A 13,375-nucleotide genomic window follows, 5' to 3' on the forward strand; every position below is an offset into this window, starting at 1 on the left:
CAGACATGCGAAAGCATGCCGTGACCGAACAATTGCCGTCGCGATCAATTCCTCCATTGTCGCGCTTCCAAAATGTACTAACTAGTTCGTATGTCAAGCGTCATCTATTGAAACATGTGGCCAACGTGAATAAGACTGACGGAAAGACAGATGGAGACGTTCGCTTCGAACGCCGCCCACAGTCTGAATTCCCTATGCACGACAATAAGTTAGAGGATCGGCAATCAGGCTCATGGCGGAACGGGGCGAAAACGGCCGGAAGAACGATCCACAGCAGACGAAGGAAGATATCCTGCTCGTCGCAACCGAGGAATTCTCCACTCATGGGCTTGCCGGCGCCCGCGTCGATGCGATCGCCGAGAAGACGCGCACCTCGAAGCGGATGATCTATTATTATTTCGGCAGCAAGGAAGGGCTCTATCTTGCCGTGCTCGAGCAGTCCTACCGCAAGATCCGCTCGCTGGAATCCGATCTGCATCTGTCCAATCTCGAGCCGGAAGAGGCGTTGCGGACGCTGATTTCAACGACCTTCGATCACGACGAGGCCAATCCCGATTTCGTCCGTCTCGTCAGCATCGAGAACATCCATCATGCCGCCCATATGCTTCGCTCCGAGGCGATCCGCGATCTCAACGTCTCGGTCATCGAAACCATTGCCGGCATATTGGAGCGCGGTTTCGACCAGGGTGTCTTCCGGCGCAAGGCCGACCCGATCGACATCCATATGATGATTAGCGCCTTCTGCTTCTTCCGGGTCTCGAACCGCTATACGTTCGGCACGATCTTCCGGCGCAATCTCTCGGACGGCGACACCATCGAGCGCCATCGCGGAATGATCGCCGATGCCGTCGTCAGCTATCTGAAAAGCTGACGGCGCGGTCTCCTCAGCCGCGCTGGGAAAGCAAGGGTATCGCAATCTCGAATTCGGCGCCGGCGCCGGTCGTCTGCCGAAGGTGGATCGTGCCGCCGTGGGAGCTGAGCATGGCATGGACGATGCCGAGCCCCATGCCGGTGCCGCCCTCTTCGCGGCGGGTCGAGAAGAACGGCTGAAAGATGCGGTCGCGGTTTTCCTCGGAAATACCGCTGCCGTCGTCACGGACGAGAATGAGCGCTGTTCGGGTGTCGGCCGACACTGTGAATTCAAGCAGCGCGGCGCCGTGCTGAAGGGCGTTGTCGGCAAGGTTGGCGAAGACGATGGACGCCGCCTCGTCGGGAAGCGCAATCAATGACTCCGTATCGCCTGTCCCTGAGATATCAAGAGCGGGAAATCGGTGGCGCAGTAGGGCCATGACGCTTGCAATGCTGCTTCCGCCCCCGGTCATCGGCATTTCCGCCTGTGCAAGTTCCCTCAGCCGCTGCAGCAAGGCGTCGAGACGGACAGCGTCGGCGGCGATGTTGTCCAGAAAGTGCAGGCGTTGCGCCTTCGTCATCGCTCTGTCGGCATCATCATCGCGCAGAAGCTCCGCCGCGCCCCGAATGGCCGTCAGCGGCGATTTCAATTCGTGGGACACATGTGCGGCAAAGGAGCGGACATATTCGGTGCGGTCGACCAGTTTTCCCGCGAGATCGAGGAAGCTCTGCGACAACACGGCGATCTCCCGCGTCCCATAGCTTTCAAGCGGACGGATCGCTGCCTTGCCGCCGCGGGCGATCTCATCCGTCCGGGCGATGAGGGCGTCGATGGGGCCAGTGATGGTGCGCGTCAGCACATAGGCGACGGCGAGCGTCAGCACGAGAACGACGACGAGGGCGATGATCTCCACCGGCTCCATCCGGTTCGCGCTCGCCTCCGTCGCGCGAAACCAGATGACGATCAGGACAGGCAGCGCCATCACCGTGAGAAGCACCGCGTAGACGATCAGCGCCAGCGGCGGCCGCCATTTCACCCGGACTTTCGGCGCCGGCATCACGCCTTCCTCCCGATTTCACCGCCGAGCTTGAAGCCGATGCCGTGAACGGTTGCGATGACCCCGGAGCCGCCGGCGGCAGCCAATTTGGCCCTGATATTGCGGATATGGCTGTCGATCGTGCGATCGGCGACATAGGTGCCGGCGCCGTAGGCCGCCTCCATCAATTGCTCGCGGCTGAAGACCATACTGGGCCGTGACAGCAATGCGTTCAGGATGGCGAATTCGAGCGCCGTCATCGCAATAGCGCTCTTGCCGAACATAACGGTCCTGCCGGCGCGATCCAGGCTGAGCTCGCCGGCGACGAGCGTGGCGTGGCGCCTGTCAGGCCCCGCTTCATTGCCACTGCGCTTCAGGATCGCCTTCACCCGCGCCACGAGTTCACGCGGGCTGAAAGGCTTCGTCACATAGTCGTCCCCGCCGATTTCGAGCCCCAATATCCTGTCAATCTCCTCGTCGCGCGCCGACAGAAACAGGATCGGCAATCCTGACGTCGTGCGGATCTGACGGCAGACTTCCAGACCGTCCATACCGGGCATACCGATGTCGAGAATGATCAGATCGATGTTGCCGCGGCGGAAGACCGCCATCGCCTCGGTGCCGTTGCGGGCCGCCATCGATGCCAAGTCGGCGCGCTCAAGGGCAAAACAGATCACATCGCGGATATGAGGCTCGTCATCGACGACGAGAATGCGGGGCGCCATCACCGGTCCTGTACTGGTTGTCGTGCCTGTTGTTATCGTTCTGTCCTATCTTGCAATGGCTGCAGGGGCCAGAAGATAGCTCTCCAGCCGCGCCGCCCGGAAGGTCCAGTTCCGCCAGTCACTCCGGCGCATGCCGAAATTCCTGGCGAGGTAGTACCGAACTGTCACCGCTTCGCTCCTCCGGTCGATCAGGTGTTCCGGCAGCATGCTGAGATAAAGATCGAGCGCCGGAATGACGGAGGGGCCGAGCGAGGAGAGATAAGCAAGGTCGAGCGGCGGGCCTTCCTGGCTGATCTCCTGGCTATGGTAGACATTGAAGCGGGCGATGAACGCCGGGAAATTGATGAAGGCGCTGATGTAGAGAACCGTCACGAGAGAGGCGAGGTTAGCCGCGATCAGCCACTGGTTGGATCGGTTGAGCAGAATGCGCAGCAGGATCAGGACGAGGCCGATGGCGACGAGACCCATCCAAAGACCGGCGGCGACACGCAGTTCGGTCAGCGAATAGGCTTCGACGTAAAGCCCGAGCCGCAGCATCGACGACAGGCAGAGAAGGACGTTCTGGGCAATCCAGGCGTGGACAAGGCCGCGGATGAGCGGACTATAATCGCCGGGGCCGCCGCGTCGCATGGCAACGAGGACGAAACCGGCGGCAAGCAGCGCGGTCGCAATCAGCGGATAGGCACCGCGATGAGCGTATTCGGCATGGCTCATGTGATCGGGCAGATCCGCGCCGCCCCAGAGATAGACGAGATCAAGGAGCGTCTGCACGGCAAAGACGGCATTGAACAGGACGAGCGACCGCAGCAGCGAGGCGTGGCCGAGCGGCGCATTTCTGGAGGGCACGATCATTTGTCCTGCCGGCCTGCGACCGCGCACCACGCCGCTTCAAACGCGGCCGCAGCATCGCCCAAACCACGATGGCGGTCATCAACCAGAAGCCGATCCGCCAAGGGTCGAGGAACTGCAGCAGAATGCCGAAATCGATGCTCCGCAACGCGATCTCGATAAGCGGGTTCGCAGCCGCAAAGAGAGACACGAAGACCGCGGCGAGAACGAGAGGCATGATCCAGAGGGCAATGCTCTGCTGAACGCCGGTTAGGGATAGATGGTTACCCGGTGTCGCAAGATATTTCCTGATATCCCCGACAAGTCGCAAGGGAATGACAAGTGCGAAACGGCAAAATACTAGAGGCAGCGCGGTTGGCCGGCGAGGCATGAGCTTGGCGCTGATGAGAGCAACCAACATCAGCGCGCCGAGGCAAAAGGCAAGGCCCGTGAGTGAGGGCGCTTCCAGCAGGGGAGCCGCAGCCAGGACCAGAAAGCTCACGAGAAGAGCCGCCGTCGAAGACGATGGCGGCTTGCGCGCCGAGAACAGAATGCCGACGCAGACCGCAACAGCAAAGAGGAAAAGATTGATCCCGGGCGCGTGGCCAAAGATCAGAAAGTCGGCAAGCGCCACCAGCGCAAGCAGCGCGGCGACCCGGCCGCTGCCGCGCCTGATGGGCATCGGTTGTGTCAGGATGTCGGCTGTGTCCATTGGTGCTCCTCTTGCGGATGCCGAGTTTCGATCGCGATGAGCGTATTTCCCAACCTTGCCTCGATAGGAATCTCGGTCAGCCACCATCCGTCCTTGCGCAGGCGATCCGGCAAGGTGGGCGATGTGAGGCGCGGCGGGATATCGCTTTTGCTCATGGCGGGAAGATGCCGCGCCGGATTGCAGATTTTGTGCAGAGTGTGAGGAGCAATTCAGGAGATTGTCTGATCGGGAAGTCATGGAGGGTCGCTCCGGCTCACAGCGGGCGTGACGGCGGATGGGAATTCCCCGATCCCTCCGGAGCGCGATGACGACCGTCACCCCGCCGGTTCACGGGGATGGCCAGTCGAAATCAACTAAGGAAGCGGGGAATATCGCCGGTCGACGAGCAAGGACCTCATCGGTATCGAGGCGCACGCCTGGCATTATGAAGCAACTCGCAGGCTGTCGCGAATGGCCCGAAGAGTTTGAGCAACAACGCTTGCTGCTCGACATCTATCCGATGGCGAGCGCAGAACTCGGTGACAGACCAGACTTTCGTTAGATCGTCCGTTTCAATTTGTTTGGGTTCGATGTGTTCGGTCAAGGGCGTGTCCTCCGACCATCGAGACTACGACGGCCTCTCCTATATAAGAACTAGCTAAAAAGAGCTAGTTTTGCAACCCCTTGCTCCAACAGCGGCGCATATACAAAAAGCCCGCCGATTGCGCGGCGGGCCTCTTGTCTCACGATCAAACACCGACGCCGTCGGGATGAGCGTCCGTGCCGGTGATGTCGAGCGTCACCAGGGCAGTGTCCGTATGGCCTTCGCCGTCGGAGATCTTGTAGTAACGGAGAACTTCCGTGTAGGTCTGACCATCGTTCAGATCGCTCGTCATTACGTACGCCGCTTCAATCAAATTTGAAGCAATTTAGAACAATTTACACGCGGTAAACTTGAAGGAACTTCTGTGGCGACTAGGTTACGGCGGCGTTTTTCTGGTGCTGCTTTATGGTGTCCGCACTCCATTGCAATCCCCATCGCCGCCACCTATTTTTAGAGCCGAACCCGATCCCGTCGGTCACTCAAGCAGTGCCGACTCGTCAAAGAACGTAAAGGATCGGCGGTGGGCGTCATCCGCGCGCGCTATGGGCAATCCCAGCAACAAACGATGAATCCGGCCGCGGCCGGCAGAGGATTTCTTTTTGAGCGACGAAACACAGCGACTGCGATTGCGGTCGTAGGCCAGGCATTTCAGCCTCTTTAGCCGCAGCGAATGTAGACGCCGATCGCCGCGCAGTTCGGCTGAAAGACGATCGACACTCATCCAACAAGGAGAATTCGACATGCAGGTACTCGTCAGAGACAACAATGTCGATCAGGCCCTCAGGGCCTTGAAGAAGAAAATGCAGCGCGAAGGGTTGTTCCGCGAAATGAAGGAGCGGCGCGCCTATGAGAAACCGTCCGAACGCCGCGTCCGGGAAAAGGCGCAGGCGATCAGCCGGCAGCGAAAGGCTGCACGCAAGAAGATGCAGCGTGAAGGGCTGCTGGTCGGGCGCAAGCGGACGGCCGCGCGTTAGAATCCTGCCCCGGTCTCAGCGGTTACATTCCCCGAAAGGATAGACAATGGACGAATTGAATAGCCTCACCATTTCGGAGGAACGCCTCGAGGATTGCCGCGACGTCGTGGAGCCGGATTTGCAGGAGCTGATCCAGCGCGCACTGACATCGGGCTTTTCACGGGAGGAAATCCTCATAGCAGTCAGCGAATTGGTCGCAGAAGATTTCGCGATGGTCATGGAAACCCCGAGCGTGCATTGAGGAACGAGCGGTTACCATGATGGCACAGAAGGATCTCTTTGGTGGGGCCGACGATGGCTTTCCTGAGGGTTTCCGATATTCGCGGGATATTGTGCCCGCCGATCTGCAGCGCTCGCTTCTCGAAGCAATACCTGTCCTGCCGTTCAAAGCCTTCGACTTTCATGGGTTCGAAGGCAAACGCAGGACCGTCTCCTTCGGCTGGAGATACGATTTCGAGAGTCAGCGCATGAGAAAGGCAGAGGAAATACCGTCATGGCTGCTCCCCATTCGCGAGACCGCCGCACGCTTCGCGGATATCGTGCCGGAGGCGCTCGAACATGCTCTCGTGACGGAATACGCCGCCGGCGCGCCAATCGGCTGGCACAAGGATAAATCCGTGTTCGGCCGGGTCGTCGGCATCTCCCTGCTTTCGTCCTGCACCTTCAGGCTGAGGCGCCGGAACGGCGACAGGTGGCAACGGCGATCGCTCGTGCTTGAACCCGGCTCTGCCTATCTCATGGCCGGGGCCTCAAGAACGCTCTGGGAGCATTCCATCCCGCCTGTCGATCGACTGCGTTATTCAATCACCTTCCGGGAATTGGCCACGTAAACCGCGGAACATCGGCTCCAGCAGATGGTTACTCCGTCTTTCGCACAAATGGAGATGACGATGGCCGAGCAGGATGACGCGACACGCGTATGGGAGTTGATCGACAAAATAGGGTTCTGCATGTTGACGACCCGCAACGGCGACAATCTACGCGCCCGGCCAATGTCCGCCTACAGCGCGCAACTTGAAAACGCGGTCTATTTTCTGACTGATCTCGCCAGTCACAAGGATGATGAGGTCGCCTGCTGGCCGAACGTCTGCCTGGCCTTTGCCGACACCAAGGCACAGAAATATGTTTCCGTATCAGGGACGGCCGAGGTGCAGAACGATCGCGAGAAGATCCGTGAATTGTGGGCCACTCCGGCAAAGGCCTGGTGGGACAATCCCGACGATCCCTCCATCCGCATCCTCAAAGTCACCCCGTCTTCGGCTGAATATTGGGACAGCCCCGGCACCATCATCAGCTATATCAAAATGGCGGCCGCAGCGGTCACAAACAGCAAACCGGATATGGGCGACAATGCCGAGGTCACGCTCTGAGACACAGGCGCGGAGGCCGAAGGCATGCCGCTCGCCAACCGACGTCAAGCCCGGTTGGCCGACGCCTTGACGAAATCGATGAATGCCCTGAGCGGCGCAGGCACCAGACGCCGGCCGGGATAATAGAGGAACGGCCCGGAAAAGCGCTGCCACCACGGCTCGAGAATAGGCTCAAGTGCGCCGCTGTCGAAATGCGGGCGCAGCCAGTCTTCGAAAATGCAGATGATCCCTGTGCCCGCCATTGCCGCGTCGACGGAAAGATCGGTCGCCCCGCCGACCCTGACGATCAATGGGCCGGCCGGTTCGATCCGCACCACCTCGCCGTCCCGCTCATATTCCCATGGGGTGGTCAGCGCACCGCTGGCAAAACGGCCCAGCAAGCAGGCATGAGCGAGGAGTTCACTCGGATGTTGCGGCCGCCCGTGGCGGTCGAGATAAGCAGGCGACGCCGCGGTGGCAAAGCGCTGGTGGCGCGGACCGATAGGAATCGCGATCATGTCCTGCTCCAGCCGCTCGTCATAACGGATGCCGGCATCGCACCCCGCAGCGAGCACGTCGACAAAGCTCTCCTCGGCGACGATCTCCAGGCGAATGTCGGGATAGGCGGCGAGGAATGGCGGGACGATAGCGGGCAGCACCAGCCGCGCAGCGCTGACCGGAACATTGAGCCGCAGCGAACCAGCCGGCCTGTCGCGAAAACGATTGACCACGTCGAGCGCGGCCTCCACCTCCGTCAAAGCAGGGGCGAGCCGCTCCAGCAGACCCTTGCCCGCTTCGGTCGTAACGACGCTGCGCGTCGTGCGATTGAGCAGCCTGACCTCGAGATCAGCCTCAAGGCGACGCACCGCTTCGCTCAAGAAGGAGGCGCTGCTGCCACTGGCACGCGCTGCCTCGCGAAAACCACCCGCCCGCGCCACCGCGACGAAGGCGTTGAGGTCACTCAGGGCTGCTTTCACTGTTCGCCACTCCGCACGGCCCGTGCGCATTGTACCCAATTATCACACGCACCGCCAAGGAGTAAGTTTGGTCTCATCTCTTGAAAGGAGCGAGATCATGCCCATCACAAATCAGTCCGGCACTTTCAATATCGGCGACCGCAAGGTGAGGCGACTCGGTTATGGCGCCATGCAGCTTGCCGGGCCTGGCGTGTTCGGCCCGCCTAGGGATCATGACGCCGCCCTGGCGGTGCTGCGCGAGGCGGTCGCAAGCGGTGTGAACCATATCGACACCAGCGATTTCTACGGCCCGCATGTGACCAATCAGATCATCCGTGAAGCGCTCCATCCCTATGGCGACGATCTCGTCATCGTCACCAAGGTCGGCGCGCGGCGCGGCACGGACGGATCCTGGATTCCGGCCTTCTCGCGCCAGGAACTGACGCAGGCGGTTCACGACAACCTTCGCAACCTCGGCCTTGACGTGCTTGATGTCGTCAACCTCCGGATCGCATTTGACCTGCATAGCCCGGCCGAAGGCTCGATAGAAGCACCCCTGACGGTTTTGGCTGATCTCCAGCGGCAGGGTCTGATCCGTCACCTAGGCTTAAGCAACGCCACATCGAAACAGGTCGCCGAAGGTCGCGGGATCACCGAGATCGTCTGTGTGCAAAACCAGTACAATCTGGCGCATCGGAACGACGACCGGCTGATCGACGATCTCGCCCGTCAGGGCACCGCCTATGTACCGTTCTTCCCGCTCGGCGGATTTACGCCGCTGCAATCGTCCACGCTCTCCAATGTCGCCGCGCGCCTCGGCGCCACGCCGATGCAGGTTGCGCTCGCCTGGCTGTTGCGCCGCGCACCCAATATCCTGCTGATCCCGGGTACCTCGTCACTCGGCCATCTCAGGGAGAATCTCGCTGCTGCCGGATTGGCACTGCCGGATGATGCCGTCGAGGAGTTGAACCACATGGCTGACATCGCGGCCTGACGGCTGGCGGCGGTGCGATCGTTACGCCGTGTTCTCGCGCGGCGTGGCGATCCTGCCGGACGTGGTAGCGCAATCTGTCGGTCGGCCGTACCTTGTTGGCTGCGCCAACGGGCCGATAAACGATAGCATCAGGATGACTTCCGTGTCAGAAGCTCATAAGCCACAAAGGCCGCTGACATCGCCAGAAAAACCACGATTGCCAAAGGATAATTGGCACTGGCGTTCGGATCAGCGAGCTTGGGAAGGCCGATAACACTGCCGGCCGCCAGAATCGCCGAGAGCACAACCTCCTGAACGATTAATCTCCAAAAGCCCGTCATGACCAACCTCCTTTCATCTCCGTATTATCGGCCGATGGGACACCCAGTCTTTATACTTCACGATGCAACCGTTGCGAAACACGCATTGACCGCACGGTCCAGTGACCATGCGGTCTCGGTTTCAACGCTTCGGCAGCCGACTTGTTGCGGCATGCTTTCAATAGCGCTCCGGTACGAGCATTTCAGGCGGAACCGGCGCCCTGATATAATCGGCGTGGCGGATACGATCCGGCAGCTGAATCTCAGGCTTCGGCACATCCTCGTAGGGAATCTGGTCGAGAAGATGGGCGATGCAGTTCAGCCGCGCCCGTTTCTTGTCGACGGCCTGCACCACCCACCAGGGCGCTTCCTTGGTGTGTGTGCGCGCCAGCATTTCTTCCTTGGCCTTGGTATATTCCTCCCAGTGGATGCGGCTTTCCATATCCATCGGCGAAAGCTTCCACTGCTTCAGCGGATCATGGATGCGCATCTTGAAGCGGAACTCCTGTTCCTCATCGGTGATCGAGAACCAGTATTTGATCAGCACGATGCCGGAACGGACGAGCATCCGTTCGAATTCGGGCACCGAGCGGAAGAATTCCTCGAGTTCGTCAGAGGTGCAGAAACCCATCACGCGCTCGACGCCGGCGCGGTTGTACCAGCTGCGGTCGAAGAGCACCATCTCGCCGGCGGTGGGAAGATGCGGGACATAACGCTGGAAATACCATTGATGGCGCTCGCGTTCGGTCGGGGCGGGCAGGGCCACGGTTCGGCAGACGCGCGGGTTGAGCCTTTGGGTTACGCGCTTGATCGCGCCGCCCTTGCCGGCCGAATCCCGGCCCTCGAAAAGCACGACCACTTTCAATTGTTTGTACTGGACCCAATCCTGCAGCCGCACCAGCTCATGCTGCAGCCGGAACAGTTCGCGGAAATAGATCTTTCGATCGAGCGTCTGCTCCGCCGGTTCCGTCATTCCTTCGACGACCAGATCGTCCAGCCGGTCTTCCTCCATCTGCATTTCCAGCTCCTCATCGAAGCTGTCGGCGATTTCGGCCTTTATCCGGCTGAGCTGGTCCTGATGTGTTTTAGACATGGCTTTCCCTTCCTGCTCATTTGACAGGAGCATGTCACTGCAAAGTTTGTGTGACGGTTGGATAACCCGAAGCTCGTTCACTTGTTCGCCTCTTTCGTCATTCCGCATGCCGGAGGTCTTTTCGACGCCGGTCGCACCGAGGCGGAGGCGTGTCTAGAGCAGCCCCGTCCTGTAGCGGTCGACGAGGTTGCGGCAGGCGCGGACCGCCAGCGCCATGACGGTGAGCGTCGTGCCGGCGATGCCGCTGCCCGGGAAGGCGCTGGCATCGGTGACGATGATGTTCGGAGCGTCCCAGACCTGGTTGTAGGCGTTGAGCACCGAAGCCTCCGGGCTTTCGCCCATGCGTGCGCCGCCGGTTTCATGGATTGCCGCGCCCATGCACATGGTTTTGCGGAACCATTTGCGGAACATGAAGCGGCTGAAGGCATCGGCCTCGGGGAAGGCGCCCCCGCCCATCTCCTTGAGGCCGGTGGGCGAGCCGATGAATTCGAGGTCGCCGCCGACTTCTTTGACCATGGCGATCAGCGTTTCCTCCTGCCGGCGAAGCAGCGCCTGCTCCTCTTCCTGCATGACGCAGCGAATGTGCGGAACCGGAATGTTCCAGGCGTCCTTTCGCTTGGCATCCAAGGTAATGCGATTGTCGGCATAGGGCAGCATGCGGCCGAAGCCGAAGAAGGCGAGACGCGCATCGCTCTCCTCTGAAACCGGCGCCCGGCCGACGCTGCCCTGGTAATCGAAATCGCCCCGCGCCGCGTCGTCCTCGCCGAAGCGGGGGATGAAGATGCCGCCCGACGGATTGTAGAACGGGTCCGTTGGAGCGGATTCGTCGGGCGCCCAGCCCCTCGCCTTCGAAAACGATCCGAAGGCGAGGCATGGAAGTTGATCCATGAAATAGCGTCCGAGCGCGCCCGAGCTGTTTCCGAGCCCGTTAGGATGTCTTGCCGATGCCGAATTCAGCAGCAGCCGCACGCTCTCGATCGGCGAGGCGGAGAGCACGACCGTCGCGGCACGCGCCGTCGAAACCTTGCCCGTATTGCGATCGATGAATTCCGCACCGGTGGCGCGGCCGGTCTTTTCGTCCGTGGTGATGCGGCGGACGACGGCATCGTAGCGGATCGTCAGCCGGCCGCTGGCCTTGGCTTCCCGCAACGGCCGTGGCATACGTTCGGCATCGGGCGCAATGTAGCGCCAGGAGACGACGTGCCGTTCCGGAAAGAGGCTTTCCACAGCCTGCTTGAAGATCTGTTCGGCGGGCGTCAGGCTCGCCGGCTTCGCATAGATGCCGTCCGGCAGGGTCGGCACCTCGTCCTTATTGCCATAGAGGCCGAGATAAGCCTCGACTTCGTCGTAGAGCGGCGCGAGCTCGTCATAGGAAACCGGCCAGTCCACGCCCTTTCCGGTACGCGATCGGATCTTGAAATCATCGTCGGTCCAGCGCAGCAGCACGCGGCCGAAACTATGCAGACGCCCGCCGCCCTGGCGGCCGCGGATCCAGAGAAAGGGCTCACCCTTCGGCGTCGTATAGGGGTTCTTGCGGTCGTTGACGAAGAAGTGGCTGAAGCGTTCGGTAAAGAAGGCCGCGCGCGCCTGGATCGGCTGGCCCTTGAGGGTGGCGCGTGCGCGCTCCCAGATATTGATGCTGCTTGCCGGCGCCTTCTTGCGCGCCGGGTCGAAATCCCTGGGGCCGACGGCGGGTCCAGCCTCGAGCAGCAGCACCGACAGTCCTTGGGCCGTCAGCTCTTTGACGGCAAAGGAACCCGCCGCACCGGAGCCGATCACCAGCGCATCATAAACGATCTCAGACATGTCTTTTCAAATCCTGTCCTGGGGCAATTCCTCAAAGCAGCGCGATACGCATCCGGAATGCGGGAAAGCGAAGGGATGGCGCGTCATAGCCGCGATCCATCGGCAGCAAAGAGCGACGCCTTGGTGATATCGAGGCCTGGAGCCACGGCATCACCGGGCTTGAGGTCGACGTCGCCCATTAAACGAAGCGAGAGGCTTTGCTCCGCCCAGTCAAACCAGACGACGGTATCCGAACCCATCGGCTCGACGACCGAGACCACGCCTGGAATGATTGGCAAGCCGCTTGCCGCCCCGTCGAGCACAAGGTGCTCAGGGCGAAAGCCTAGCGTAACGGGCCCATGCGCCACGGCTGCCCGGAAGGCGTAGCCGGAGAGGTCGACGGCCAGCCCGCTATTGCGGAAGAGGAGAGCCTCCCCGTCGCGCTCGACCCGGCCCTCGATGAAATTCATCGCCGGGGCGCCGATGAAGCCGGCGACGAAGAGATTGGCCGGACGGCGGTAGATCTCCGCCGGCGATGCGAGCTGCTGGATCACGCCGTCGCGCATGATGGCGATGCGATCGGCAAGCGTCAGGGCCTCGACCTGATCATGAGTCACATAGATCATCGTATTGCCGAGGTTCTGATGCAGCTTCTTGATCTCGACGCGCAATTCATTGCGCAGTTTGGCGTCGAGGTTCGACAGCGGCTCGTCGAAGAGGAAGACATCGACTTCGCGCACCAGCGCCCGGCCGATGGCGACACGCTGGCGCTGGCCGCCGGATAGTTCGGCAGGGCGCCGGTCGAGCAATTTGTCGAGATGGAGAAGGGCAGCGGTCCGGGCGACGCGGGCCTCGATCTCCGGCTTCGGCAGACCGGCGACACGAAGGCCGAAGGAGAGGTTCTTGCGCACCGACATGCGCGGATAGAGCGCGTAGGATTGGAAGACCATGCCGATGCCGCGGTCCTTCGGCTCTTCCCAGCTGACGTTCTTGCCTGAAATCCAGACCTCGCCCGCCGTAATGTCCTGCAGGCCGGCGATAGCGTTCAGGAGCGTGGACTTGCCGCAGCCGGAAGGGCCGAGCAGCACCAGGAACTCGCGAGTCGCGATATCGATCGACATCTTTTCGATCACCGTGTGGTCGCCATAGGCGATCTTCAGGTCTTTGACGGAGACGGCGGATTGCATGGAA

General features: G+C 61.0%; 16 protein-coding genes and 1 pseudogene. 6 read left to right on the top strand and 11 right to left on the bottom strand.

Annotated elements, in window-relative coordinates; all coding sequences use genetic code 11:
* Positions 1-232 precede the first annotated feature (232 nt).
* The gene (locus GGD53_RS21855) at positions 233-871 is read left to right on the top strand and encodes a TetR/AcrR family transcriptional regulator (protein WP_184458952.1); all 639 of its coding nucleotides are present in this window, start codon (positions 233-235) and stop codon (positions 869-871) included.
* A gap of 13 nt (positions 872-884) precedes the next feature.
* Here GGD53_RS21855 and GGD53_RS21860 read toward each other — a convergent pair whose 3' ends face one another.
* The 6 genes and pseudogenes from GGD53_RS21860 to GGD53_RS21880 form a co-directional block, all read right to left on the bottom strand.
* The gene (locus GGD53_RS21860) at positions 885-1,907 is read right to left on the bottom strand and encodes a sensor histidine kinase (protein ID WP_184458953.1); all 1,023 of its coding nucleotides are present in this window, start codon (positions 1,905-1,907) and stop codon (positions 885-887) included.
* Positions 1,907-2,611, bottom strand: a complete 705-nt coding sequence (locus GGD53_RS21865) for a response regulator (protein ID WP_184458954.1) — start codon at positions 2,609-2,611, stop codon at positions 1,907-1,909. The genes GGD53_RS21860 and GGD53_RS21865 overlap by 1 nt, the downstream gene beginning before the upstream one ends.
* A 45-nt stretch (positions 2,612-2,656) precedes the next feature.
* Positions 2,657-3,457, bottom strand: a complete 801-nt coding sequence (locus GGD53_RS31930) for a DUF4153 domain-containing protein (RefSeq protein ID WP_348647445.1) — start codon at positions 3,455-3,457, stop codon at positions 2,657-2,659.
* Complete coding sequence (locus tag GGD53_RS31935; RefSeq protein ID WP_246717853.1) at positions 3,366-4,469, bottom strand: hypothetical protein; 1,104 nt, start codon at positions 4,467-4,469, stop codon at positions 3,366-3,368. Before GGD53_RS31935 ends, GGD53_RS31930 begins: the two co-directional genes overlap by 92 nt.
* A 76-nt stretch (positions 4,470-4,545) precedes the next feature.
* The gene (locus GGD53_RS21875) at positions 4,546-4,734 is read right to left on the bottom strand and encodes a hypothetical protein (protein ID WP_184458955.1); all 189 of its coding nucleotides are present in this window, start codon (positions 4,732-4,734) and stop codon (positions 4,546-4,548) included.
* 145 nt (positions 4,735-4,879) lie between these two features.
* Positions 4,880-5,032, bottom strand: a pseudogene (locus GGD53_RS21880) (autoaggregation protein); the annotation flags it as partial.
* A 442-nt stretch (positions 5,033-5,474) separates the two neighbouring features.
* Between GGD53_RS21880 and rpsU the strand changes: the two are divergent.
* From rpsU to GGD53_RS21900, 4 genes are read left to right on the top strand one after another with little or no spacing between them, the layout of a single operon-like run.
* A complete protein-coding gene (gene rpsU, locus GGD53_RS21885; protein ID WP_011427834.1) occupies positions 5,475-5,708 on the top strand; it encodes a 30S ribosomal protein S21 in 234 nt (77 codons plus the stop codon).
* A 46-nt stretch (positions 5,709-5,754) separates the two neighbouring features.
* The gene (locus GGD53_RS21890; RefSeq protein WP_064807118.1) at positions 5,755-5,949 is read left to right on the top strand and encodes a hypothetical protein; all 195 of its coding nucleotides are present in this window, start codon (positions 5,755-5,757) and stop codon (positions 5,947-5,949) included.
* A gap of 19 nt (positions 5,950-5,968) precedes the next feature.
* Positions 5,969-6,538, top strand: coding sequence for an alpha-ketoglutarate-dependent dioxygenase AlkB (locus GGD53_RS21895; protein WP_184459012.1), 570 nt, complete (start codon positions 5,969-5,971; stop codon positions 6,536-6,538).
* A 60-nt stretch (positions 6,539-6,598) separates the two neighbouring features.
* Positions 6,599-7,078, top strand: a complete 480-nt coding sequence (locus GGD53_RS21900) for a pyridoxamine 5'-phosphate oxidase family protein (RefSeq protein WP_184458956.1) — start codon at positions 6,599-6,601, stop codon at positions 7,076-7,078.
* Between the two features lie 44 nt (positions 7,079-7,122).
* Here the strand turns inward: GGD53_RS21900 and GGD53_RS21905 are convergent, their stop codons facing one another.
* Positions 7,123-8,034 carry a LysR substrate-binding domain-containing protein gene (locus GGD53_RS21905; RefSeq protein ID WP_184458957.1) on the bottom strand — a complete coding sequence of 304 codons (912 nt, stop codon included), beginning with the start codon at positions 8,032-8,034 and terminating at the stop codon, positions 7,123-7,125.
* A 97-nt stretch (positions 8,035-8,131) separates the two neighbouring features.
* On the opposite strand from GGD53_RS21905, the gene GGD53_RS21910 reads away from it, so the two are divergent.
* Complete coding sequence (locus GGD53_RS21910; protein ID WP_184458958.1) at positions 8,132-9,007, top strand: aldo/keto reductase family oxidoreductase; 876 nt, start codon at positions 8,132-8,134, stop codon at positions 9,005-9,007.
* A gap of 128 nt (positions 9,008-9,135) precedes the next feature.
* Here GGD53_RS21910 and GGD53_RS21915 read toward each other — a convergent pair whose 3' ends face one another.
* The 4 genes from GGD53_RS21915 to GGD53_RS21930 form a co-directional block, all read right to left on the bottom strand.
* Positions 9,136-9,327 carry a hypothetical protein gene (locus tag GGD53_RS21915; RefSeq protein ID WP_184458959.1) on the bottom strand — a complete coding sequence of 64 codons (192 nt, stop codon included), beginning with the start codon at positions 9,325-9,327 and terminating at the stop codon, positions 9,136-9,138.
* Between the two features lie 157 nt (positions 9,328-9,484).
* Positions 9,485-10,399 carry a polyphosphate kinase 2 gene (gene ppk2, locus GGD53_RS21920; RefSeq protein WP_184458960.1) on the bottom strand — a complete coding sequence of 305 codons (915 nt, stop codon included), beginning with the start codon at positions 10,397-10,399 and terminating at the stop codon, positions 9,485-9,487.
* A 153-nt stretch (positions 10,400-10,552) separates the two neighbouring features.
* Positions 10,553-12,205, bottom strand: coding sequence for a GMC oxidoreductase (locus GGD53_RS21925; RefSeq protein ID WP_184458961.1), 1,653 nt, complete (start codon positions 12,203-12,205; stop codon positions 10,553-10,555).
* An 83-nt stretch (positions 12,206-12,288) separates the two neighbouring features.
* On the bottom strand, positions 12,289-13,371 hold the full coding sequence (locus GGD53_RS21930) for an ABC transporter ATP-binding protein (RefSeq protein WP_184458962.1): 1,083 nt from the start codon (positions 13,369-13,371) through the stop codon (positions 12,289-12,291).
* Positions 13,372-13,375 lie beyond the last annotated feature (4 nt).

Origin of the sequence: Rhizobium aethiopicum, assembly GCF_014197535.1 — a bacterium.
In the GTDB taxonomy this organism is placed as follows: Bacteria; Pseudomonadota; Alphaproteobacteria; order Rhizobiales; family Rhizobiaceae; genus Rhizobium; species Rhizobium aethiopicum_A.